We start from the raw sequence: 22626 nt of genomic DNA on the forward strand, positions 1-22626 counted from the left end.
ATAATTGTTTACAAAAAAGAAAGATGGTTATCCCATCTTTCTTTTTGTTTTATATACATAAAAAATATCACGTAGGCAATAAAAAAGGCTAACTAGTCATATAAGCTGGATAGTTATCCCTCTGTCCATTACTTCATACGCAGAAATCAGGAAACATTAAGCTTCTGCTGTAAAAGTAATAGAACGCTCATACATTTTAGCTGCTTGCTCAAAGCGCTGATTCTTTAAATGGATGTGACCCAATAATTGGTAGGTTTTAATTAAAAACGCTTGCATATTCTTGATTGTAAAATAACCTCTTGCATTTTCTAGATGGATGAGAGCTTCATCATCTTCTCCCTGCATCAACATTACCTCAGCTAAGATAAATTGTGCTTCAGCCAGCATTTTTTCATTATCAGAAGAAATCACGGATTGACAAAGGGCTTTTGCTTCGTCTAAACATTTTTGTAAACGATATACATCAGCTAGAGCGATACGTGTAAAATTCAGAAGCTCGTCTTCAAGTTGATTCGCTAAGAATTTCTGAGCTTGTTTCAGACAGGTTTCTGCTTTATCGTACACCATTGTTTCTTTATACATAAGCCCTAAGTTCAATTGTACTTCCGCTAAACGAACCGGATTGTTGGCGATTTCAAAAATAGATAGGGCTTGTCTATAGAAGGATTCTGCTTCTTGATATTGTTGAATTTGATGATAACAATTTCCTAGCGATAAATAAAGATCGCCGCTCTTATATAAGATCCCATAATTTTTGTTTAATTCCTTTGCTTGCTGTAAGTGCTCAATTGCTGAATAAAATTCACCTAATTTACTATGCATACTTCCTACATGCAACAAAACAGAAATACGCAATAGGCCACTAATTTCATATCGATTTAATAATTGAAGTGCTTCGTTCAACAGATGAACGGCTTTTTCCGGTTGATCGTGCTCACAATAGAAGTGACCGAGGGAGTCTAGAGCGCGAATCAGGACAGTAGGGTTATCTGAATCTTGGGTGAGAACAATACTATTGCTATAGTGATCTTCTGCTTGTTCCAAGCGACCGTCCACTTCAGCTATCTTTCCTTTTGCCCAGAGATACACACCCTCTTCAGATTGTGGAATAACAGCACCTTGAAGCTTTAACAACCACTTACGGGCAATTTCCCACTCCTGTTCATCAATACGATTAATAATGTGGCGTAAGGAATTTTGAATTTCGACAAGCGTGAAAGAAGGGTTTTCGGTTTCAGTCCATAATTCTTTAATTTCGGTATGTAGTCGTTTTGCCAATTGTTCCAAAATTTCAGGCGAAGGAATAACCTGACCTTTTTCGATTTGACTGACATAGCTGCGATTACAAATGCCTTCTGCCAAATCTCCTTGTGTCATCTTTAGCCTTTTGCGGAATTCGCGCAGTCTTTTTCCTACTTGCGTCATATAGCAAACACCCTTGTTATTAATTTTGATTGTTTCGTGAATATTATCATTATACAACTTATTATACAAAATGTAACAATTAAATTTAGGTTGTGAAAGAAAAAGACAGTATCAAAATTAAAGTTTTAGTCTAAGTAAGCAGTCTTTTTTTATTAGCAAATATAAACAAACACGAAAAAGAGGCGATATAAAGCCTCTTTTTCGTGTTTGTTAAAAGTATATTGATATAATAAATTCATTATAGTGCTCATCCGTTTAATTGTGTAGCAAAGATAAACGAGCAATTTTTTCGGGTTGTTGGGAATGCGTACTGATTCTAAGAAGCACCTCATAGGAACGTACCACATACTGAGTAGATCGTTCAGCCGTAAAATATTGCATAGCTTGTTCTAAATGATAGAGTGCTTGCTCATAATGCTCACAATCGGTCAAAATATTAGCATAATTCAGGTTGATCTCTGCTAATAAATGTGAGTTATTGCAATTGTGAATGATGCTTTCACAGAGTCCTTTTGCGCGTTGGTAGTAACCCATATCCCGATAAAGATGAGCTAGCTCGTTTGTAGCATTGTTAAACCAATGCTTTTGGTCTAATTTTTGTAAAATATCAATAGCTTTTAACAAGTACTCTTCGGATTTTTCATAGCATTTCGTTACCCGATACAAGATGCCTAAGTTATTGTAGGTATTAGCAATTAACTTTTCATCTGGTACGAGCTTTAGTACATCCAGGGCGAGAAGGTTATATTTTTCAGCCTGCTCATGCTGGTGTAGATGCAGATGACAAATAGCTAAGCCCATGTAAATAGAGGTACTCTTGTACATGGTTCCATACGCATCATTCAATTGGACTGCTTGGTTTAGTAGCTCGATGGCTGAATAGTACTCTTCTAAACTTCCATGCATTTTAGCAGACGTATATAGAAGGGAAATGCGTAATAAACCACCAATCTCAAAACGATTCACCAATTGTAATGCTTCGCTTAAGAATGGTATCGCTTTTTTCGCCTGACGAGTCATTCCATAGTAATCTCCTAGGGATTGAAGACTACGCACTAAGGAAACAGGATCATCTACGTCGCGAGCAAGAGAGATGCTTTCGAGCAATAGCTCCTCTACTTCCTCAAACCGCTGATCATGTAAGGCTAATTCTGCTTTGGCCCATAAATAAATGCATTGATCCTCCGTTCGTAGCTGCTGACCTTTTAATTTAAAGATCCACTTGCGCGAAATCTCAATATCATTTGCTTCTAAGCGGTTCACAACATGCCGCAATGCATTTTGAATTTCTACCTCAGAAAATCCAATAGGCGATTCCGATTCAGTCCACAGTTCTTTTAAATCGGTTTGTAAACGCTTAGCCAATTGATCAAGAATTTCAGGTGATGGTATAACATTTCCCTTTTCGATTTGACTAACATAACTACGGTTGCAAATACCAACAGACAATTCTTCTTGAGTCATACGTAGGTTTTTACGGAAGTAACGTAAACGCTTACCAACATGTGTCACAAATATATCCACCTTTTCCCGTTTTTATTTTTTATTATACATAGAAATTACTAAATTGACATATTTTTCTTACTATTATAAGATATATTTGTAAGCAAAATTGCAAAAGGTCAATGGGGGTGCATTTTTATGAAGAAGCTCGGATCCGACGCTTGGGGCTAATTGCTTATTTTTTATTGTTAATTTTACCGCCATTTTATTGATCCTCTCGATCTAATAAAAAGTTCCTCACTACTAGTGAGGAACTTTTTTTCAGTCTGTGTAAAGCATACGGTTTTCAAGTCAATTACCCAAGGAGCCAATTATGCTTCATGCAAAATAGGTGTTGGTTTCGTTTGAGTATTAGACATATGCTGTTTCAGACGTTCGTTGTACCCATTTATCCAGAGTGCATCAATCATTTCAAATTGTTCTTTTGTAAGTGGCGCTACTTCAGAAGCTAGTGCAAATTCTTTCAACGTTGCATCGCTAGTAATGTTAGGAAGAACGCTTACTACACTTGGTCTAAATAAAGAGAACTGGATTGCTAATTGCCCAATGGTTCTATCTTTGCCATCAAATAGGCCTTTTTGTTTCATTTCCTGTACAACCTCAACACCAGCTTGCATCCAAGCTGTAGGGCGATGACTACGATGATCGCTCTTATCAAAGTGTTTATCAGGGTCATAGCTACCATCCAATAAACCGGAAGCGTGAGGCACGCGAACGATCAGCGCACGCTTTTCTTGTTCAGCAATTGGGAATAGATTGCGTGCAGGGTCTTGCTCTACAATGTTGTTGATAATTTGAATGGCAGCATAGCCTGGACGCTTCAAGGCAGCGATGGATTCATCCTCCCAGCCGATATCAGGTCCCATTGCTGCTCCGTAATGGCGGATTTTTCCTTCTTCTTTCAAACGCTCCAATGTTTCATGAATCTCGTCACTTAGTACGGATTCCATACGTGGATTGTGTAGTTGATAGAAGTCGATATAATCAGTACCTAGTCGTTTTAAGCTTTGCTCACAAGCATAGCGAATATTTTCTTTAGACCAGTTTTGCGGCAATTCAGAATGCCCTTTTCGTTCACCAGGAATATTATAAATGTCATAGCCAAATTTCGTAGCAATGACAACCTTGTCGCGAATATCACCAAGTGCATCTTTTAGGATGGTTTCTCCTAAACCATTTCCATATACGTCGCCTGTATCAAAAAAAGTTACCCCATATTCATCATAAGAAGAGCGAAGCAAGCGTTTTCCCATTTCTACATCAGAAACGCCCCACCATTTAGTTGCTACAGACCATACGCCGAAACCTACTTCAGAGACAGAAAGATCTGTGCCGGGAAGAGTTCTGTATTTCATAGATAATCTCTCCTTCTTAATAATAAGAATAATAATCAACTATGCCTTATCTTACCATGATTGTTTTACGCTTTGAAAGTTCTTATATACTTACATGTGACTGAATGGTGTCAAGTACTGTCAATCTGACAAAAAGCAGGAAGCAACAAAACAACCTATCCAAAGCCAGTGATCTAGGGCAGGGATAGGTTGTAGGGTATGCTTTATTGATTCATATAGGGCTGGCCTGGCTTTTGCTTAGTTTCTTTTCCAGGTCGCTTCATATTATTAGCTCCGGGCTTCAGTGATCTGGTACCTGGCTGTTGTCCATTTTGATATGGCTCTTTCTTCCTTTTAACATTACTTGGGAATTGAGGAATAATACGTCCCGTGATATCTGCCATTTCTTCGAGAATGCCTGCTACAGGTCGGCCACTCTTCATATCAGCTTGTACTTCTACTAACCGTTGACGCAAATCCGCATCAGCAGTTACTAAGGCAGTAGCACCCTGCGGATCTTCCTTGAGGGCCTCGGCTACAGAATATTTAATAACCCCTACTTCGGGCCGATCTAGCTTTTCGTCTACATCGATAGCTACAATGGCATATTTGCCTAATACAACGGCTGTAGAATTTTTAACGTTTTTTACTCTGTTTGCCAGTTTAACCAAGCGATCGGCTGTAGCTTGCGGAGATTGATCATAGTGAGGGGTAGGCTGTGTTTGTTCTACCCGCTGTGTTTTTGGTTTAGCTGGATGACTGCCTTGCTGGGAACCTGCTACATTTTGAACGCCTTTAGGGGTTCCTGCTCCTTGTGTCTGCGGTTTTTGATTATTGGTTTGGCAAGCTGTAAGTACTAAGCAACAAGCTAGGGTATAGATAAGTCGTCTCATGTTTTGTCCAATCCTTTCCACGGGAACTTACTTTCGAGTAGGTATGCCACTAGTGTTTGCTCCCTATTGCTTTTTATACGAACGGACAAGGAGTTCGTCTATCTTTTATTCTTGCTACATAGATATGGACTATTAGATAACTTTTACAGCTCTTCCTGTAGGTCAGGTTACCCTAAAAAAAGCGAAGAAAGAAAGGAAATCCAGCAAACAAGATGACAAATTGTGCATAAAATATGGAAGATGGGTAAGGGGAGGCGAATCATGATTTGAAAAAAATCTATGTAATTGATACCAACGTACTCCTGCAAGATCCAATGGCGATCTACTCCTTTCACAACAACGATATCGTCATTCCGGCAGTCGTATTAGAAGAGGTGGATTCAAAAAAACGGTATATGGATGAAATTGGTCGCAACTCTCGGCATGTATCCCGGCTCTTAGACCGATTGCGACTCAGTGGTCATTTGCATCAGGGGATACAATTGGATACGGGGGCTACTCTACGGGTGGAATTAAATCATTCTACGATGGGAAACATGCAGAAACAATTCCATGAGATGACGAATGACAATCGAATCCTAGCAGTCGCACTTAATCTACAAGAGGAAGAACGGACCACTGGCCAAGGACGTCCTGTCATTTTGGTTAGCAAGGATGCTTTAATGAGAGTTAAAGCAGATGCATTAGGGTTAACCGCGGAGGACTTTTTATCGGATCGAGTGGTTCGGGAGTATTCAAGCATTTATCTTGGCTATCTAAACCGAACGGTCCCCTCAGATGTAATTAAGTTGTTTTACAACACACGCCGTCTTAGTCTGGAGACAGTCTTCCCTAATGAAGACTTCTATCCCCATCAATTCCTGATTTTAAAGGACGAATGTAATCCATCTATTTCTGCTATTGGTAAAATTGATGGAGAAGCGAGATATTATGAGCCCCTTGTCTCCAATGATGATTCCATTTGGGGTGTGAAGGCCCGCAATGCTCAACAAAAAATGGCTATTGAATTATTATTGCGAGATGATGTTCCTTTAGTAACCATGACAGGGAAAGCGGGAACGGGCAAAACCCTGATTGCACTTGCCGCAGGTTTGTTGCAAATTGAGGATTTACAAAAGTATAAAAAATTGCTGATTGCAAGACCGATTGTGCCGATGGGAAAAGATATTGGGTACCTTCCCGGTGAAAAAGAAGAGAAGCTTCGTCCTTGGATGCAGCCAATCTACGATAATCTGGAGTATCTATTTAACACAAAGAAATCTGGTGACCTAGAAAAAATTTTAGATGGGATGGGAAGCATTCAGGTGGAGGCTCTGACTTATATCAGGGGGAGGTCTATTCCGGGGCAATATATTATTATTGATGAAGCGCAAAATTTGACAAAGCATGAGGTCAAAACCATCTTAACCCGAGTAGGAGAGGGCTCTAAAATTATCTTAATGGGCGATCCAGAGCAAATTGACCACCCTTATTTGGATGAAAGTAATAACGGGCTTACCTATGTGGTTGAAATGTTTAAGGATCAAAAGCTAGCGGGTCATATTAAGCTAGAAAAAGGGGAGCGCAGCGTGTTAGCTCAATTGGCTGCTGATATTCTCTGAGGTGTATGTCAATGTAAAAGAATGTATAAGATCAGGGTGTCTTAGGTAAAATATATTTGTTGAGGTTGTTGGTAACGAATGTGTGGGATCACTCCAGAGAAATCAGGCGACATTTCATTAGCCTTTGCTAGTGAAGTGCCTATTTTAATTAGGAGGCGAAGGGTCGTACGCAAAAATCGTTATTACCCCAAATGAAATGGCTGATCATTTTTCTTTAGTAATCGCTTTCTTAAAAGGTGGATGAACGAAAGAAGAGTGACGATTGCCTAAGCATGTAAAAACAACCCGACCAAAGGCCGTCTCTTTAAAGAGGCGGCTTTTGTAATTCCTGTTAGGTTATGTAATAGCGGGAAAAATGGGCTAATATAACAAAATATTGTGGACATGCCCATCTTTCTTTGCACATACATATGTATCAAGGAGGGACTTTACCATGGTGACATTAGATTCAACCATTTCCTTTTTGATCTATATAACCGCCGTTTCCAGTGCTGCCGCTGGGGTAACAGAGATAGCCAAAAGCGCTATTCCTTTTCTTACGTATGATTATGTACCAGAAAATGATAGCTGTGAGGCACATTGTAAGGCTTGTAAAAAACAACAGCTAAAAAAGCTATTTAATCTCGTATTCTCTGTTGTAGCGGCAGGCTGTATCTTTGCTGAATTAGGTTTAGATCCCGCACAAATCCTTATGGGAGCAGATACAGCCTATGTAGCTGATGCTTGGGGAGCCCGTATTTGGACATGGGGAATTGTGGCTGTGTTTGGTTCGCCATTCTTTCATGCCATCTTAAAAATCCTGCAAGGATACCAGCAGACTGTTAGCAACCATTTACCTCCTAAGCCAAAGCAGAAAATTAGTGGGAAGTAACGAAATCAAATTATGTAAAAACTTGCGAACTTGATTCGCCCTAGGGTAAGATATCGATATTGCTTTGATTATACGTAACAACATACGATGAATGCCAAGGTAGGGGAACATAAAAGATGAGAAATTGGAAAATGATTGTGGGAAGTGCTGTACTTGCATCTGTTGTAGCGTTGACAGGCTGTCAGCCTACGGGGACCACATCTTTAGCTCCTACAGAAAACACAACCCTTGCTCCTGCATTCGATCCCGAAAATGCCAAGGAGTTTGGGATTCGCGGAGCACATGTTGGAGAAGGAATTAAAGAAGTCATGGATGCCTTGAAGCCGGAAAAATATGAATTTATGGATATGATTAGCCGAGAATCGCTAACGGTTGAACAGTTAGCAAAAGGTGAAGGAAATATTACTACGGGCATTTTATTTGCAGATCAGGCGCAGGTATTGGTAACAGTCCAAAAAGGAGTAGTAACCAGTATCATGGTCGGTGGCATACCACAGGAGCAAAGTGATAAATTTAAAACCAACAGAGGATTGTCAATGTATGACAGTATAGACAAGGTTAAGCAGAGCTATGGAGAAGTAGCTGGGGATAAGGAGCTTACGTATAAAGGGAGTAAATATCAGGTGACATTTAGTCTAAATAACGGTAAGGTCATTGGCTATCGCTTCGATATGATGGCTCAGAATAGCTGATTTTACCGAAAAGAAGCATCTCCTACTGGCGGAGATGCTTTTTATTTTTCTTTTGTGTATGGTTCATTCGAATTTATGCAGAAGGAATGCCTGGATGCCAATCCAGTATAACCTTATAACGGCTAGCTAGTTGATTTAGTAGCTCCTTGTGATTAGTGTCTACAATATAGATGGTTTGATCCTTTGCGGTAAAGGAAACCAGAATATACTGCTCCATTTGTTCATATGCTTCCTGATGATCAAGAGTAAGAGGATTGTCTGAAAACCGAAAAAAGCTCCCGAGATTAGCATAGACATATTGACGGTCATGTAAACTGATAAAACCATAATCGCCCAGCCTCGGGCATGTCACACCCTCTGGAAGCAACCACATGGAGAAACATTCGGTTTCCGCCTGATATTTGGCAGCGATCTGCAATAATTGCTGTTGGTCGTCTTCGGTGGACACGATCATTAATTTTTTATCCCGATCGATTACTTTAACCTGTTCGCCAATCTTATGTACGAATTGTGCATAAAATCCAGGGAGCTTTCCTTTGGGCATTTCTATTTCCACACCATATACAAGAGGTACCATTGTTTTGCCTCCTATCTCTCTGATACTATAATACTGTAGCAATTATTGCCATTGTATGTAAAGACAACGGCTAAGGCAAGGGAAGGAGTTTTTTATGAACATAGAAGTGCGTTCTGTTGAATTGGGACCGTTTGAGACAAATGCTTATATGATTAAAAATGTGGAGACTGGGGAGACGATCGTGGTTGACCCAGGTATGAATCCTGGACCCTTATTGCAAGCAATGAAGTCGGAGAAGGTAGTGGCTATTCTACTAACTCATGCTCATTTAGATCATATTGGTGGACTGACAGAGCTTCGAGAGCAAACGAAAGCGCCTGTCTACATTCATTCAATCGAGCAGAGCTGGCTGACTGATCCTGAATTAAATGGTTCACAACGCTTTGGATTTACACCAATTATCTGTGAACCTGCTGAATACATGGTAGAAGAAGGGCAAGAGCTTCAACTAGCAGGTCTGTCAATTCAAGTGTTACACACACCTGGACATTCTCCGGGAAGTGCTACTTATGTAATCGGTCAGCATTGTTTTAGTGGAGATGTTTTATTTGCTAACTCAATCGGACGCTCCGATTTAAGAGGTGGAGATTACAATACATTGATTCGAAGCATCCAAGATAAGCTCTTTGAATTGCCTGACGAGACAATTGTCTATCCGGGGCATGGACCACTGACTACAATTGATCGGGAAAAAACATTTAATCCGTATGTTTCTGGTTCGCTTGGATAACTGTTCTATTTCGAAAAGCAAAAAGCTAGCAAGGATATTGGTTCCTGTGCTAGCTTTTTTACTTGTATGGAAATTGAATTCTTCTACAAGATATTGAATTTCACTTTAATTTGAAGCTTGTGTTCATCCAAAGTGGCTTCTTGAACGTGAATGTTTGGGTTGATTAACGCAGGATAAAAGCTGAGGTTATATTCCTTTGCCATTTCCTCTGCTGTGCTATCTGGAAGCTCATAACCATCAAACATTAGTTTGTTAATATGAAACCTTAATTCTGTGGGCGAGACTACTTCGTAAGAACCTATAATTTTCAAATTCACCTGATTGTAGTTACCTACTACTTCCAGCTGGTTATGGTCAAACGAAAAGTACGCATGCTGGAAGATCGGATCTTTTGAAAGCAAGAACTTATTAAATTCCTCTTCTGTAATCGTTAGCTTGTGAGTGAACAAGCCTTCGGACTGAATATGATCCGGAGTAATCAGTTGAGGAAGATCCTGCATCACTCTAGCCAGAACGCCAAAAAAGTCTTGGAACACAGGTAAACCGCGCGAACGCCAATCCTTAATTAGATTTTCCATTAATGCTTCCACAGAAGAGGAATCAGGCAATTTTTGCAGATTCTCCTCCTTCAACAGTTTAATGGCAATCATATCAGCAAGACGTTTTTCATACATCTGCCGTAATTCTCTAATCTTTTTAAGTTGACTTTGCTTTTGTAAAGACAAGTCATTGGCGCGAGCTAGCTCTAGTTGAAAACTCTCCAGTTTTTTCATGTCACTGGTAAAAATGATTTCCAAAAGCCGTGCGTTTGTCAGCACCTGATTAAAATCGTCTGCACTAAACAGCAGGGTTAACAAATCATTCCGTTTCCCCATGTAATAGGCTCTAGCTACTTTTCCAGCATGTTTGCGTTTGGATGAGATCGTAAGTTCTTGCTTCTTTGCTTCTAGTTCAAGCTCTGCCAAATCCCGATTGAGTTTGCTCTCATCCAGCTTTAAAAGCTGAAGATTACGTTCTAACTCCAGTTGGGTTAGATGCTGCTGCAAAATCGTTTTCTCCAAAGGGAGGGCTTCCTCCGCTGTAGCTAAAGACGGAGGAAGAGCCAATAAGAAACAAAGGAAAAATAGGATTCTTTTAGACATAGGCTTTTTTCAATAATTAAAAGGAGCCTTGTTGTAATTGAGATAGTGTAATAACTTCATCAGACTTAGGAAGTGTAAGTTCCCATTTAGGAGCTACATTGTAGTTAGAAGTCTTTTGTTCAAAGCTAAGCGAAATACCAATTGTACCAGCTTCAGGTTTTTCTTTATCAGAAACCTTTACATCCCAATCTACTAATTGATATGGAATATTATTGTCTTTATCAACTACTACATAAGTATTTGCTTTTTGGATGTTAAAGTTTGATTTGATCAAATCTTTGTTTTTGTCGATTTCGGCAGAAACTTCTTTCAAGCCTTTTTTCATTTCCTCAAGTTGAGTGGAATCTTGTGCTAAGATATCTTTATAAGCCGGTGTTTCAGACATCACTTTAACCACTTCAGGAATCACATTATCTACTGTTGTTTTTAAGAAAGGAATCAAATTATCATTAGTCAATTTCATGTTGATAATACGATCAGCTTTTACATCAGCAGGTAGATTCGCAATTTCTTCTTTTTTAGCCTCTACAAAATAATCAGGACCATAGTGTTTAAACATGGAATCAACGATTTTAACAGTTGCTTCTTTTTGTTTTTTCATTGCTTCAGGTGAGAAATCAGGTACGCTTGCTGGTTGGCCTTGAGCTTCAGCCATTTGTTTCATTTCTTTATAATCAAGTTCAATGTATTTGCCTTCTAATTTTTCCATACCAGGAATAAATCCAAGAGCAGGAACCTTAATCCACATTTTATCTTGATTCATAATCATTGGTACTGAGAAAGTGGTGTTAACACCTTGCATATTTACTTTTGCATCAAGGATAAGTTCTGTTTGGAAAGGCTCTACAGATTGGTTTCCACGATAGGAAAGCTCAGAATTTTTTAATACATCTAGAACCATTTTCGCCTGTGGATCTTTTTGTAGCTGCTCTTCTGTTGCATCTACTTTGAATTTCAAGGAGCCACTAAAGCTGTAAGAGTTCAAAGAAAGTTGTTTCTTGTAAGCTTCCTGTGCTACATCTTTTCCAGACTGCTGTTTAGCCCCACAGCCAGCGAGAAGAAGGGCAAACATAGCAAAGATGGCAAGGAAGATTGGTAGCTTGGACTTAAACGTTTTCATGATAAACCTCCTAAATTTTTGCATAATACCTATACCATTATAGACGTTCTTTCCTCATTTGTATGTAAAAAAAAACGTTGTCATATTTTTAACAAATTTATTTGTCGTTGAAGGAGATGTAAAAGCATGACATCAGAACTAAGAAGATATCTATGCAAAGAAATGAAAAATCAGAAGAATAAAATGATTCGATTTGTTGAATTCATGGGTATTTGTTTATATCATCAAGATTTTGGCTATTACATGAAACAGGGAAATAAGGTGGGGAAAAAAGGGGACTTTTATACTAGTTCTCAAGTGAGTAACATTTTTGGCGAGACATTAGCTGATTCTATTCTCCTGTTTTTTAAGGATAATGAAATAATGAACCCTGTGTTAATGGAAGTAGGGGGAGGAACAGGAGGCCTGATGGAACAGATTTTGACCAGAATCAGAGAGGTAGATGCCAAATTATATGCGAGACTACGAGTAATTATGGTGGAAATAAGTCCGTATCATGCTGACTTACAAAAAGAAAGGTTACAGGATTTTTCACTTCCAAAAATCTGGTACAAAACAGTAGAGGAAGCGGCCAGAAACGAGCGATTTCAGGGTGTCATTTTCTCTAACGAATATTTTGATGCCTTTCCTGTCCACTTATTGGAAAGGGTATGTGGGAAATGGCATGAGATCGGCATTGGCTTCGATCAAAAACGGGAAACAATCACCCAGCAAGCTAGCTTTTCCACAGCATCAGAAAGGAAGCAACTAGCAGATTCAGATGAAGCTCAAGCTGTTATTTTTCATGAAGGATATATGTCTGAAATATCTCCGGAAATAACGGCTAGCATCAATAAGCTTCCAACAGGATTACCAGATGGGATGCGCATAGAGGTACAGGCAGGAGTAAAAGAGGTGATGATCGCCTTGAGTAGCATGCTAGAACGCGGACGAGTAATCAGTATTGACTATGGGGATTTAACAGAGGATTTGTATCATCCTAGTCGAAAAAATGGAACTCTTGCTTGCTATTATCAGCATCAGATGAATGAAGATTATTTAGAGCGGCTAGGCGAACAGGATATAACCGCACATGTTAATTTTAGCAGTTTGATCGAGTGTGGGGCTGAGGTAGGGCTTTTGACTAAATCGTTTACACGCCAAGATCAGTTTTTACTTTCAAATGGTATTTTAGACAAGGCTCAGGCACATCAGGACACTGATCCGTTTACCAGTGTAGCAATGAAGCGTAATCGAGCCATCCAGCAGTTGATTTTACCCAGTGGATTGGGTGGATTATTCCGAGTGCTGGTACAAGAGAAGCTGATGGATGGAGAAAGAGAATAAATGCAGGTAAGACTGGAAACAAACAAAAGAGCGAATACCTAAATGGAGTTCGCTCTTTGTCGTGTTTACCATAACTACTTTTACATTAATAAGTGCAGGAATGAATGTTCTCCTCCTGCTGTTGCTGGTGGCATTCCGTAGAACGTGTAATACGTAAAGCCTACAAATGAAACAAACATAAAACAGAAGAAAAGATTCAAATAGGTTCTTTCTGTGAGACGCATATAACCAAGGGCCAGGAAAATGGCAGTCAATCCGAAGAACAACAATGACATTGGGAATAATTTAGCCCAGAAGGCCATAATAGCAATCATTAGTGTCCAGAAGCTAAGTACGCGAAACATACGATCCATATGTATCCCTCCTTTGGCAGAACTTTTTGAAAAGATTGTCGTTTTCATTATATAGGACATGTCAAGCAGTGTAAACGGTTTAGGTTTGACAGAATTATGTCAGGTGCTCTTGTAGATTAGCGATGACATAATTGCATGACTCGCATCCGCCAATCATTGATGTTTCAGGTATTAGCTCAATATTGCCAAAGTAAGCTTGGAAAATACCCTCTAGCATAGCGTGATGCATTTTGCAGATGTTTGCCGGATGTTTTTTTGCAATTTCTGAAAAGGTACAGTTGAATACGCGGAAACGTACTTGATGATCATCAGTTACCTCAAACTGAGGACGCAAACCCTGTGCCAAAGCAATTCGGTAAATACAATCCAATTTGTCTTCTAGCGTACGTGAAGGAGTCAGTTTGTTTTTGTCCTGCGCGCGTTTAGCCGCTTCTAGACCCAAGCGTTTTCCCATCGTAACTAAAGCTTCCTGTCCTGCTACTCCCAAGGAAAGGAGCGATTCAATAGCAATGTCTGCCAAAAGCTGATAGTCTCTTGGAGGAAATTGCAGGCTAACAACCTCATCTGAAATAGAGTAAAGTCGACTAGGTCTCCCGCCCTTTCCGCTTTTGTCCAGTTGAGATTGGAGTAATTGAACGTCTTCCAATTTAGTCAAATGCAGACGGGCTACGTTAGGGTGAATGGAAAACTGTTCCGCCACTTCATGAACTGTTACAGGTTTGCTTGCATCGGTTACATATTGATAGATAGAAAAACGTGTGGGGTCTGCGAGGGCGCTGGTTAATTTTTGCGCCTTTTCCATTAAAAATCCCCCCTTTCAAAAACATTCGTCTTATAGTGTAGCCCATTTCTAGTGAATTGTTAAGCTTCTGTTATATATCTTTGATTTGTAAATAATTTTTATTAAGATTTTATATTAAATACTATTGACATAGTGTTTAATGAAGGACTAGAATCTACTATAGAAAGTAAAGTGACTTTATCAATACATGTAGATTACCATTAGACCTTTATTATATGGAGGAATGCAATATGGCAACAGCTATGAAAGATGCAAATCTCGGTACGTTGACATTTTTTACATATCCGAGCTGCACATCCTGTCGTAAAGCGAAAGCGTGGTTGGCTGAAAACGGAGTGAATTACGAAGAACGTCACCTGTTCAAAAACCCACCAAGCGTGCGCGAGCTTTTGGAAATAGCTAAGATGACGTCAAGCGGTCTGGATGAATTGTTATCAACTCGCAGTCAGAAATTCAAAGATTTAGACATGGATATTAACGATATGACCGTATCTGAACTATTAGAAATGTTGAGTGAAGATCCTGCCTTATTGAAGCGTCCTATTTTAACAGATGGTGAACATCTAATTGTTGGCTACAATCAATCAGCTATGAAAGAATTTTTTCTATAAAAGGAATTGAGTAACGAATTGGATTTACCGCTATTTTATCATTTATCAAAAGAATGTCCACATTGTAACAGGCCTTGAACTGCTTTCCAGCACATTTGCAAGCAAGCCTTTACGAGTGGACATTTTTTTGTTGTATATGAAAATAAATTGCTTAGACGTTGCTTCGTATCCTTGCTAGCGGGTAACAACATATGAATTTGTTAAAAAAATCATTGATTCTACCTAAATATGAAGGGGAAACGGGTTTTCGCAACAAGCTTGTCCATACTACAATGGAAGCAGTTGCGAAGGGAGTGTTTGTCATGTACCAAAACATCTTAGTACATAAACAAAATGGTATCGCTGAGATTATCTGCAATCGCCCACATGTACGTAATGCTTTAAGCCTAGAGATGATGGAGGAATTGCAGGATGCTCTTACGAGTTGTGAAACAGATGATTCTATAAAAGTGATTCTGTTTACTGGAGAAGGCAGTGCATTTGTATCTGGCGGTGATTTACGTCAGTTTGGAGCTGTTAAGGGAGAAGATTCCCTGCCTTTATTACAGAAAGCGGAACAATTATTGACCAGAATAGATTTATTTCGAAAGCCAACCATTGCGATGGTAAATGGTCCAGCTATCGGTGGCGGAGCTGAATTTGCCTGCGCTTGTCATTTTCGCTTCATGAGTGAGCTGGCTGTTTTTCGCTTTGTGCAAATTACGATGCATATTACTACGGGTTTTGGGGGTGGTAGTCGTCTTTTTGCGAAAATGCCAGAATCTATTGCGTTGCGTTTGCTGCTAACAGGAGAGAAGCTGGGGCCTGAGGAAGCTTTGCAAATAGGATTAGTGGAAGGCGTATATCAGGCGGACGAACTAAGAGAGAAGACATTGGAATTCGCCGCGGCGATTGCTAAGCAGCCCTTGAAGAGTATTTCAGCTTATATGAACATGCTAACTTGGAAGAAGAAAGGCGCGTCATTACAAGAATCGATTCAAATGGAGCTTGAACAATGTGCGACGTTATGGGGCAACGAAAAACATCTTCAGTATATAAGTTCATTCTTTCGTAAAGGCGAATAGCTAGGTTAAGTAGATTTACTCCCGTTTAAAGAACGGTCAGCTTGGGGATACTTTTTTCTAGTAATTGTTATTCTACAAGAGTAGGGAAAAGCATAGAATGAACTACATCGTTCTTATCAGTTAACGGGAGGGACTTTATATATGGTAGCTTCAAGACAAGATGCTTGGACGGAAGATGATGATCTGGTACTCGCAGAGGTAACGCTTCGCCATATACGCGAGGGTGGTACCCAGTTGGCAGCTTTTGAAGAGGTAGGTCAGCGGCTAGGGCGGACCTCCGCCGCCTGCGGGTTTCGCTGGAATAGCACTGTACGCAAGCAGTATGATGCTGCGATCTCTATTGCGAAGGCGCAGCGTCAGCAAATGAAAAAGCTGGGACGAATCCAGCCTGAAATTCGTTTGGATAACAAGATTTCAAGTGAACCAATAGAAAGTAGTGTACCTGAGTCTCGTGAAAAGCAAAAAAGTGAGCCGGTGATGGATTCAATTATTTCTCAACAGTTGCATCATCATGAAAGCATTGCACAAGCTCAGGAAAGCAAGCCATCTGTGGCAATGCCTATACCTACATTCACCCATGCTATAGAAACGTCCAGAGTAATAGGTGAGGAACAGCAGGTGGAATCAGCTATTAGGCTGTTGCAGGGGTATAAAGATGTTGTTCGCAGATGTAAGCAATTAGAACGAGAATTAGAACAGCGTGAGCGAGAAATAAAAGATTTAAAAGAGCAAAATGTGCAGCTAAGAAAAAATTTAGAGGATCATATTGGGGTAAACAACGATTATAAAGCGTTGCTGCAAATTATGGATCGTGCAAGACGATTGGCCTTTTTAAAAGAAGAGGAAAGCTCTAAGCCAGTCTTTAAAATGGATTCAAATGGCAATCTAGAACGGATTGAATAATCGCGAAAAGGTAGTAGATGAGCGGTCCTTACGTGGATCGCTCTTCTCGTACAATACAAAAAAGCTGACCACCAAAATGCGTCAGCTTGCTTACAGGTAGTTTATCAATAAAAAAGTTAGTCTTGCAAACCTACCGTAGTTGGTAACCAAACGTAGGGATTCTCTCCTCTATCTCGAACCGGATTATATTTCACAGGGAAGAACCCCATTTTTGTCCAGAATTGATCTGCTCTACAGCGGGAATTTGTTTTTATCGGCAAACAAAAGCTCTTGGCATGGTTAACTAATGCAGTCCCATAATTTTTGTTGCGATATTCAGGTAATACCTCTAGCTTCCATAGTTCATAATAATCTTGTTTTGGTTGAAAATAACGATCATACTTGGCATCAATTTTGTATAGACTCATCCGGGCAACTAAACGATCTTCATGATAAATCCCGTAGAAGGGAGATTCAGAGTCGTTTTCGATAATATTGGCTTGCAAATCTTCTTTCATGGACAGCTCTTCAAGTCCAAACTCACGGAATTTTTGGAACTCTTCCAATGTTTTGTAATTAATGTGCAAGCGTACTACTTCATACATTGATATGGCCCCCTTTCAAAAATTACGTCTGCTTTTTTATTATACACTTGATTTCCCAGAAATGCTCAATTTGAATACTGATAAGTGTGCTTTGGTGAAATATTTGGTTTTATGAAAAAATTTTAGCTGACATCTAGAACAATTGACAAATTAGTGGCAATATAAAGAAGAGACTAACTTTTTAGTGAAAAGGAGGGGGAGGTCGTGAACAAAATTTGTATTGCCAATCGGGGGGAAATTGCAAGGCGAATCATTCGTACCCTCAAACAGATGGGGATAGCAACCGTAGCTGTATATTCAGATGCTGATCAAGATGCTTTATTCGTCAAAGAGGCGGATGAAGCCATTCGGATTGGACCACCGCCAGTACCACAGAGCTATTTGAATATGGAGGCTGTAATCAAGGCCGCCAAGGAAGCAGGTGCGGATGCTATCCATCCTGGCTATGGATTACTCTCTGAAAATAGTGAGTTTGCAAAGCGATGTGAACAGGAGGGCTTGCTCTTTATTGGGCCATCTCCGTTTGTTATCGAGCAAATGGGAGATAAGGTAAACGCCAGACAGCTCATGCGTAGAGCGGGGGTGCCTGTTGTTCCCGGGGTTGAAGATCATCTGGTAACCGCAGAGGATGCTGTGCGATTAGCGGCATCCATTGGATATCCACTTATGCTCAAAGCAAGCGCTGGAGGCGGAGGTATAGGCATGCAGGTGTGCCACAGCGATGATGAAATGCGTCAGGCATTCCTTTCCGCTAAAGGAAGAGCAAAAGCTTACTTTGGAAATGATACGATGTTTTTGGAACGTTATATCGAGCAACCGCATCACATTGAAGTACAAATCCTAGCAGATCAGCAGGGAACAACATTACATTTGCTGGAGCGTGAATGCTCTATTCAACGACGGCATCAGAAGGTTGTGGAAGAAAGTCCGTCCCCATTTTTAGATGAAAAAACGCGAGCTAGCGTGTGTGCTATGGCCATAACAGCAGCCGAGGCGGTTGGATATACTGGTGCGGGGACTGTTGAGTTTATTATGGATGGGGAGCGCAATTTTTACTTTCTAGAAATGAACACTCGTTTGCAAGTGGAGCATCCCGTAACAGAAGAAATGATCGGGATTGACTTAGTTGAATGGCAAATCCGCATTGCACGGGGTGAAGCGTTATCCTTTACTCAGGATGAGGTCAAGGCAAAACGACATGCCATAGAATTGCGAATTTATGCTGAAGATCCTGTTACCTTTTTTCCATCACCAGGTACGATAACGGCTTATGACATACCGCAGATGGAAAGCGTTCGCATTGATGATGCAGTGCAGGCTGGTACGATCGTGACGCCGTTTTATGATCCGATGATCGCTAAGCTGATTGTATCAGGGGAGACACGAGAACAAGCAGTTTTACTAGCGCAGAAGGCGGTTGAGAGCTATAAAATTGAAGGGGTAAAGAGCAACCTGCCTTTTTTACAGGATGTTTTAGCACAACCAGCTTTCCAAAAGGGGTGCTACGACACCCAATTTATCCAACAAATGAGAGAACCTAAAGGAGTGTAACTACGATGAAACAAGTAACTGCAAGTATGGCGGGGACGGTTATTCAATTATTGGCCCAAGCAGGAGCAGAGGTAAGTGCGGGAGCAGATGTTGTTATGCTCGAATCCATGAAAATGGAAGTGCCTATCCAAACGGAGTCTGCCGGGAAAGTAGCCTCGGTTAAGGTCAATGTAGGAGACTTTGTTAATGAGGGAGACGTCCTTTTGGAGCTAGAATAATTTTTTTATAAACAAACTGAGCGATCGTTCGGTTGAGGAGTTGAGTTCATATGCAGATTACGGTGTATGAAGTAGGACCGAGAGACGGATTACAAAATGAAGAAGCACTTATCAGTACTGCACATAAAATCGAGCTGATTACAAAGCTGACTCAAGCGGGAATTCGCCATATCGAAGCTACCTCGCTTGTGCATCCAAAATGGATTCCGCAATTGTCTGATGCTACCGAGGTGCTTGCTGGTGTCCCACGATTCGATGATGTTCACTATAGTGTGCTGACTCCCAATCTCAAGGGGCTACAGCGAATCGCTGCGAATCAGGTGGATGAAGTAGCAATCTTCATGTCCGCAAGTGAAGCCCACAATCTCAAGAATATTAATAAAACACGAGAGAATACCTATCCTGTCTTAGCGGAGGTGGCGCAAGAGGCACAGCGGATGGGACTACGCGTCCGCGGCTATATTTCAACAGTGTTTGGATGTCCTTATGACGGGGAGGTTTCTTTGACAGAAAGTATGCGAGTCGTGGAAAGGCTTCTTGCTATGGGAGTGTATCAGCTATCCATCGGGGATACGATTGGTGTTGCAACACCGCGTCAGGTGCACGAGGTATTTGCAGCTTTTGAAAAAGAATGGGGAGCTACTTGGTTTGCTGGTCACTTTCACGATACACGGGGAACGGGTCTGGCTAATGTAGTAGCGGCCCTGCACCATGGAATTAGTACATTTGATAGCTCAATAGGTGGCTTAGGGGGATGTCCCTATGCTCCCGGAGCCGCAGGCAACATTTCCACAGAAGATGTTGTGTACTTATTGCATGGAATGGGTTATGAGACGGGGATTCAATTAGATAAGCTGGTAGAAGCCGGTCAATTTATTCAAAGAATAGTAGGTAGAGAATTACCATCCAAAGTCTTAAAGACGGCAGCAGGATGATGAGGAGGGGCGTATGACTATTCAGCTTGAAAAACAAGGTCAGGTGGGTATCCTTACCATTCAACGTCCAGAGGTGTACAATTGCTTAAATCTGGTGACGTTAGAACGATTCCAGCGTCTACTGCTGGAAGTATCGACGGATACGGATATACGCGTTGTAATCATCACGGGTGCTGGGGATAAAGCATTTTGCTCAGGAGCTGATCTGAAAGAGCGCAAAACGATGCAGCAATCCCAGGTTCAGCAGTATATTCGTACGATTCGTGACGTATTTACCCAAGTTGAACGTTTATCCGTACCTGTAATTGCGGCCATTAACGGAATTGCGTTTGGGGGCGGCTTAGAGCTTGCTCTTGCTTGCGATCTGCGGGTTATGAGCGAGACAGCGCAAACAGGCTTAACGGAAACATCTTTAGGCATTATTCCTGGAGCCGGGGGGACACAGAGACTACCAAGGCTAATTGGAAAAGGAAGGGCGAAGGAATTAATTTTGACAGCACGACGCATCGGGGCCAAGGAAGCACTAGAAATTGGCTTGGTTAATCAAATTGTTCCAGCAAATCAGGTGCTTGAGGCTTCCCTTTCTTTAGTTCAACAAATCGCGTTAAACGCGCCACTTGCCCTCGCTCAGGCTAAATGGGCGATTGATTATGGCATGGAGGTGGATATGGCCACAGGATTAGCGCTAGAGAGCAATGCTTACCAAATCCTTGTCCCAACGAAGGACCGCCTTGAAGGACTTGCCGCTTTTGCAGAAAAACGCAAACCCGTATATCGAGGGGAATAAGGAGGGGAATAAAGAATGAGCCAATCAATCGAAGAGCTATTGCGGCAACGGATGGAGCAAATAAAACAAGGCGGGGATCAAAAATATCATGACAAGCAAAAGGAACAGGGTAAGCTGTTTGTACGTGATCGTCTGAATTTATTGTTTGATGAAGGGGAATATACGCTGGAGGATGGCTTGTTTGCGAACTATAAGGCAGGCAATCTACCTGCGGATGGAGTCGTTACCGCCATTGGGAAAGTAAACGGACAAACCGTATGCGTTATGGCTAACGATTCCACAGTGAAAGCAGGATCATGGGGCTTTAGAACAGTAGAAAAGATTATTCGTATTCAAGAGACAGCAGAAAAGCTATGTGTGCCATTGCTATATTTGGTGGATTCCGCGGGAGCACGAATTACAGACCAACTGGAAATGTTCCCAGGTCGTCGTGGAGCAGGGCGAATTTTTTATAATCAGGTAAAATTATCTGGAAAAATCCCGCAAGTATGCATTTTATTTGGTCCCTCTGCCGCAGGCGGGGCCTATATCCCAGCCTTTTGTGATATTGTGATTATGGTGGAAAATAATGCAAGTATGTACTTAGGGTCTCCGCGGATGGCAGAGATGGTTATTGGTCAAAAAGTATCGCTAGAAGAATTAGGTGGGGCACGAATGCATTGTAGCGTAAGTGGCTGTGGTGATGTTCTGGCTGCTAACGAACAAGAAGCCATTGCATCAGCCCGCCGTTACCTGAGCTTTTTCCCGTCCCATTATCAAGAGCTACCACCGGCGGTAAAAGCAAAATCTCCAGTGGAGACGGCAAAGGATATCAATGCACTCATACCGGAAAATCAGAATGCACCCTTTAACATGTATGATTTAATTGATACCCTAGTAGATGATGGATCGTTTTTTGAAATAAAGAAGTTATTTGCACAAGAGCTGATCACCGGTTTAGCTCATCTTAACGGCAAACCAGTAGGCATTATTGCCAATCAACCACGTGTTAAAGGTGGCGTTTTATTTGTCGATTCAGCAGATAAAGCGGCTCGCTTTGTGACCCTGTGCGATGCATTCCATATACCTCTTCTGTTCCTTGCAGATGTGCCAGGCTTTATGATCGGAACAGCGGTCGAGCGGGCTGGCATTATTCGTCATGGAGCTAAAATGATTTCGGCAATGGCAGAAGCTACTGTACCTAAGATATCCGTAATTGTAAGAAAAGCATACGGGGCAGGTCTATATGCAATGGCTAGCTCTGCATTTGAACCAGATGCGACTCTCGCATTACCTCATGCTCAAATTGCGGTGATGGGGCCAGAGGCGGCTGTGAATGCCGTATATAGCAATAAGATTCAAGCAATGGATGATCCACAGGAGCGACAGGCGTTTATTATGGAAAAGCGGCAAGAATATCAAGAAGATATTGACATTTACTTGCTTGCTTCAGAATTGATTGTGGATGCGATTATTGAACCATCTCAGCTAAGAAATGAGTTAATCTGGCGGTTTGATGCTTACCAAAGTAAACAGCAAACCTTTACCAATCGTAAACATCCGGTTTATCCAGTGTAAAGAAAGGGACTCCGTGGAAAGGAGTCCCTTTCTAGCGTTGGTTATAT

23 protein-coding genes are annotated in these 22626 nt (G+C 41.0%); 13 read left to right on the forward strand and 10 right to left on the reverse strand.

What is annotated here, in order from left to right; translation table 11 throughout:
• Positions 1–156: 156 nt before the first annotated feature.
• The 4 genes from O0550_RS03080 to O0550_RS03095 form a co-directional block, all read right to left on the reverse strand.
• Positions 157–1425: a helix-turn-helix domain-containing protein gene (locus O0550_RS03080; RefSeq protein WP_003345507.1), complete on the reverse strand. Its 1269-nt coding sequence runs from the start codon at positions 1423–1425 to the stop codon at positions 157–159.
• Between the two features lie 255 nt (positions 1426–1680).
• Positions 1681–2937, reverse strand: a complete 1257-nt coding sequence (locus tag O0550_RS24480; RefSeq protein WP_003342579.1) for a tetratricopeptide repeat protein — start codon at positions 2935–2937, stop codon at positions 1681–1683.
• Between the two features lie 302 nt (positions 2938–3239).
• Positions 3240–4283 (reverse strand): aldo/keto reductase, encoded by a 1044-nt coding sequence (locus O0550_RS03090; protein ID WP_003336646.1) that lies wholly within the window; start codon positions 4281–4283, stop codon positions 3240–3242.
• 203 nt (positions 4284–4486) lie between these two features.
• A complete protein-coding gene (locus O0550_RS03095) occupies positions 4487–5155 on the reverse strand; it encodes a YhcN/YlaJ family sporulation lipoprotein (protein WP_003342581.1) in 669 nt (222 codons plus the stop codon).
• 266 nt (positions 5156–5421) lie between these two features.
• Here O0550_RS03095 and O0550_RS03100 point away from each other — a divergent pair, with 266 nt between their 5' ends.
• The 3 genes from O0550_RS03100 to O0550_RS03110 all read left to right on the forward strand — a co-directional run bounded on the left by O0550_RS03100 (position 5422) and on the right by O0550_RS03110 (position 8319).
• Positions 5422–6756 carry a PhoH family protein gene (locus O0550_RS03100; protein ID WP_003342585.1) on the forward strand — a complete coding sequence of 445 codons (1335 nt, stop codon included), beginning with the start codon at positions 5422–5424 and terminating at the stop codon, positions 6754–6756.
• A 433-nt stretch (positions 6757–7189) separates the two neighbouring features.
• Positions 7190–7627, forward strand: a complete 438-nt coding sequence (locus O0550_RS03105; protein WP_003336651.1) for a hypothetical protein — start codon at positions 7190–7192, stop codon at positions 7625–7627.
• Between the two features lie 116 nt (positions 7628–7743).
• The gene (locus O0550_RS03110) at positions 7744–8319 is read left to right on the forward strand and encodes a hypothetical protein (RefSeq protein ID WP_003342592.1); all 576 of its coding nucleotides are present in this window, start codon (positions 7744–7746) and stop codon (positions 8317–8319) included.
• 73 nt (positions 8320–8392) lie between these two features.
• On the opposite strand, the gene O0550_RS03115 is transcribed toward O0550_RS03110, so the two are convergent.
• Positions 8393–8896: a hypothetical protein gene (locus O0550_RS03115; RefSeq protein ID WP_258425612.1), complete on the reverse strand. Its 504-nt coding sequence runs from the start codon at positions 8894–8896 to the stop codon at positions 8393–8395.
• A gap of 94 nt (positions 8897–8990) precedes the next feature.
• On the opposite strand from O0550_RS03115, the gene O0550_RS03120 reads away from it, so the two are divergent.
• Complete coding sequence (locus tag O0550_RS03120; RefSeq protein WP_003336655.1) at positions 8991–9626, forward strand: MBL fold metallo-hydrolase; 636 nt, start codon at positions 8991–8993, stop codon at positions 9624–9626.
• Positions 9627–9709: 83 nt separating this feature from the next.
• Here the strand turns inward: O0550_RS03120 and O0550_RS03125 are convergent, their stop codons facing one another.
• Entirely contained in the window at positions 9710–10687 is a 978-nt protein-coding gene (locus O0550_RS03125) for a coiled-coil domain-containing protein (protein WP_258425613.1), read from the reverse strand.
• 97 nt (positions 10688–10784) lie between these two features.
• Positions 10785–11888 (reverse strand): hypothetical protein, encoded by a 1104-nt coding sequence (locus O0550_RS03130; RefSeq protein WP_003342598.1) that lies wholly within the window; start codon positions 11886–11888, stop codon positions 10785–10787.
• A gap of 126 nt (positions 11889–12014) precedes the next feature.
• On the opposite strand from O0550_RS03130, the gene O0550_RS03135 reads away from it, so the two are divergent.
• Positions 12015–13214 (forward strand): class I SAM-dependent methyltransferase, encoded by a 1200-nt coding sequence (locus tag O0550_RS03135; RefSeq protein WP_258425614.1) that lies wholly within the window; start codon positions 12015–12017, stop codon positions 13212–13214.
• A gap of 80 nt (positions 13215–13294) precedes the next feature.
• Here the strand turns inward: O0550_RS03135 and O0550_RS03140 are convergent, their stop codons facing one another.
• Both O0550_RS03140 and O0550_RS03145 read right to left on the reverse strand, forming a co-directional pair.
• The gene (locus O0550_RS03140; RefSeq protein WP_003342602.1) at positions 13295–13567 is read right to left on the reverse strand and encodes a DUF2626 family protein; all 273 of its coding nucleotides are present in this window, start codon (positions 13565–13567) and stop codon (positions 13295–13297) included.
• 94 nt (positions 13568–13661) lie between these two features.
• Entirely contained in the window at positions 13662–14369 is a 708-nt protein-coding gene (locus O0550_RS03145; RefSeq protein ID WP_003336661.1) for a helix-turn-helix transcriptional regulator, read from the reverse strand.
• A gap of 230 nt (positions 14370–14599) precedes the next feature.
• Between O0550_RS03145 and O0550_RS03150 the strand changes: the two genes are divergently transcribed.
• The 3 genes from O0550_RS03150 to O0550_RS03160 all read left to right on the forward strand — a co-directional run bounded on the left by O0550_RS03150 (position 14600) and on the right by O0550_RS03160 (position 16947).
• The gene (locus O0550_RS03150) at positions 14600–14980 is read left to right on the forward strand and encodes a Spx/MgsR family RNA polymerase-binding regulatory protein (protein ID WP_003336663.1); all 381 of its coding nucleotides are present in this window, start codon (positions 14600–14602) and stop codon (positions 14978–14980) included.
• Positions 14981–15171: 191 nt separating this feature from the next.
• On the forward strand, positions 15172–16044 hold the full coding sequence (locus tag O0550_RS03155) for an enoyl-CoA hydratase/isomerase family protein (protein ID WP_101668765.1): 873 nt from the start codon (positions 15172–15174) through the stop codon (positions 16042–16044).
• Between the two features lie 141 nt (positions 16045–16185).
• Entirely contained in the window at positions 16186–16947 is a 762-nt protein-coding gene (locus O0550_RS03160; RefSeq protein WP_101668764.1) for an RsfA family transcriptional regulator, read from the forward strand.
• A gap of 116 nt (positions 16948–17063) precedes the next feature.
• On the opposite strand, the gene O0550_RS03165 is transcribed toward O0550_RS03160, so the two are convergent.
• Positions 17064–17531, reverse strand: coding sequence for an N-acetyltransferase (locus O0550_RS03165; RefSeq protein ID WP_003336667.1), 468 nt, complete (start codon positions 17529–17531; stop codon positions 17064–17066).
• A 204-nt stretch (positions 17532–17735) separates the two neighbouring features.
• Between O0550_RS03165 and O0550_RS03170 the strand changes: the two genes are divergently transcribed.
• Genes O0550_RS03170 through O0550_RS03190 form a run of 5 tightly spaced genes read left to right on the forward strand, consistent with a single transcriptional unit; the run spans position 17736 to position 22579 of the window.
• Positions 17736–19082 (forward strand): acetyl-CoA carboxylase biotin carboxylase subunit, encoded by a 1347-nt coding sequence (locus O0550_RS03170; protein WP_258425615.1) that lies wholly within the window; start codon positions 17736–17738, stop codon positions 19080–19082.
• Between the two features lie 5 nt (positions 19083–19087).
• Positions 19088–19300: an acetyl-CoA carboxylase biotin carboxyl carrier protein subunit gene (locus O0550_RS03175; protein ID WP_003336669.1), complete on the forward strand. Its 213-nt coding sequence runs from the start codon at positions 19088–19090 to the stop codon at positions 19298–19300.
• A gap of 50 nt (positions 19301–19350) precedes the next feature.
• A complete protein-coding gene (locus O0550_RS03180) occupies positions 19351–20235 on the forward strand; it encodes a hydroxymethylglutaryl-CoA lyase (RefSeq protein ID WP_258425616.1) in 885 nt (294 codons plus the stop codon).
• A 13-nt stretch (positions 20236–20248) separates the two neighbouring features.
• On the forward strand, positions 20249–21022 hold the full coding sequence (locus O0550_RS03185; RefSeq protein ID WP_258425617.1) for an enoyl-CoA hydratase-related protein: 774 nt from the start codon (positions 20249–20251) through the stop codon (positions 21020–21022).
• A 15-nt stretch (positions 21023–21037) separates the two neighbouring features.
• A complete protein-coding gene (locus O0550_RS03190; protein WP_121472636.1) occupies positions 21038–22579 on the forward strand; it encodes an acyl-CoA carboxylase subunit beta in 1542 nt (513 codons plus the stop codon).
• The last annotated feature ends 47 nt before the right edge of the window (positions 22580–22626 follow it).

The sequence above is a fragment of the Brevibacillus halotolerans genome, from assembly GCF_026891775.1.
Taxonomy (GTDB): Bacteria; Bacillota; Bacilli; order Brevibacillales; family Brevibacillaceae; genus Brevibacillus_B; species Brevibacillus_B halotolerans.

Coding starts and splice junctions, on each gene's coding strand:
- O0550_RS03080 (WP_003345507.1), bottom strand. CDS start 1,425: ATGACGCAAGTAGGAAAAAGACTGCGCGAATTCCGCAAAAGGCTAAAG.
- O0550_RS03090 (WP_003336646.1), bottom strand. CDS start 4,283: ATGAAATACAGAACTCTTCCCGGCACAGATCTTTCTGTCTCTGAAGTA.
- O0550_RS03095 (WP_003342581.1), bottom strand. CDS start 5,155: ATGAGACGACTTATCTATACCCTAGCTTGTTGCTTAGTACTTACAGCT.
- O0550_RS03105 (WP_003336651.1), top strand. CDS start 7,190: ATGGTGACATTAGATTCAACCATTTCCTTTTTGATCTATATAACCGCC.
- O0550_RS03110 (WP_003342592.1), top strand. CDS start 7,744: ATGAGAAATTGGAAAATGATTGTGGGAAGTGCTGTACTTGCATCTGTT.
- O0550_RS03115 (WP_258425612.1), bottom strand. CDS start 8,896: ATGGTACCTCTTGTATATGGTGTGGAAATAGAAATGCCCAAAGGAAAG.
- O0550_RS03120 (WP_003336655.1), top strand. CDS start 8,991: ATGAACATAGAAGTGCGTTCTGTTGAATTGGGACCGTTTGAGACAAAT.
- O0550_RS03130 (WP_003342598.1), bottom strand. CDS start 11,888: ATGAAAACGTTTAAGTCCAAGCTACCAATCTTCCTTGCCATCTTTGCT.
- O0550_RS03135 (WP_258425614.1), top strand. CDS start 12,015: ATGACATCAGAACTAAGAAGATATCTATGCAAAGAAATGAAAAATCAG.
- O0550_RS03140 (WP_003342602.1), bottom strand. CDS start 13,567: ATGGATCGTATGTTTCGCGTACTTAGCTTCTGGACACTAATGATTGCT.
- O0550_RS03145 (WP_003336661.1), bottom strand. CDS start 14,369: ATGGAAAAGGCGCAAAAATTAACCAGCGCCCTCGCAGACCCCACACGT.
- O0550_RS03150 (WP_003336663.1), top strand. CDS start 14,600: ATGGCAACAGCTATGAAAGATGCAAATCTCGGTACGTTGACATTTTTT.
- O0550_RS03155 (WP_101668765.1), top strand. CDS start 15,172: ATGAATTTGTTAAAAAAATCATTGATTCTACCTAAATATGAAGGGGAA.
- O0550_RS03160 (WP_101668764.1), top strand. CDS start 16,186: ATGGTAGCTTCAAGACAAGATGCTTGGACGGAAGATGATGATCTGGTA.
- O0550_RS03165 (WP_003336667.1), bottom strand. CDS start 17,531: ATGTATGAAGTAGTACGCTTGCACATTAATTACAAAACATTGGAAGAG.
- O0550_RS03175 (WP_003336669.1), top strand. CDS start 19,088: ATGAAACAAGTAACTGCAAGTATGGCGGGGACGGTTATTCAATTATTG.
- O0550_RS03180 (WP_258425616.1), top strand. CDS start 19,351: ATGCAGATTACGGTGTATGAAGTAGGACCGAGAGACGGATTACAAAAT.
- O0550_RS03185 (WP_258425617.1), top strand. CDS start 20,249: ATGACTATTCAGCTTGAAAAACAAGGTCAGGTGGGTATCCTTACCATT.
- O0550_RS03190 (WP_121472636.1), top strand. CDS start 21,038: ATGAGCCAATCAATCGAAGAGCTATTGCGGCAACGGATGGAGCAAATA.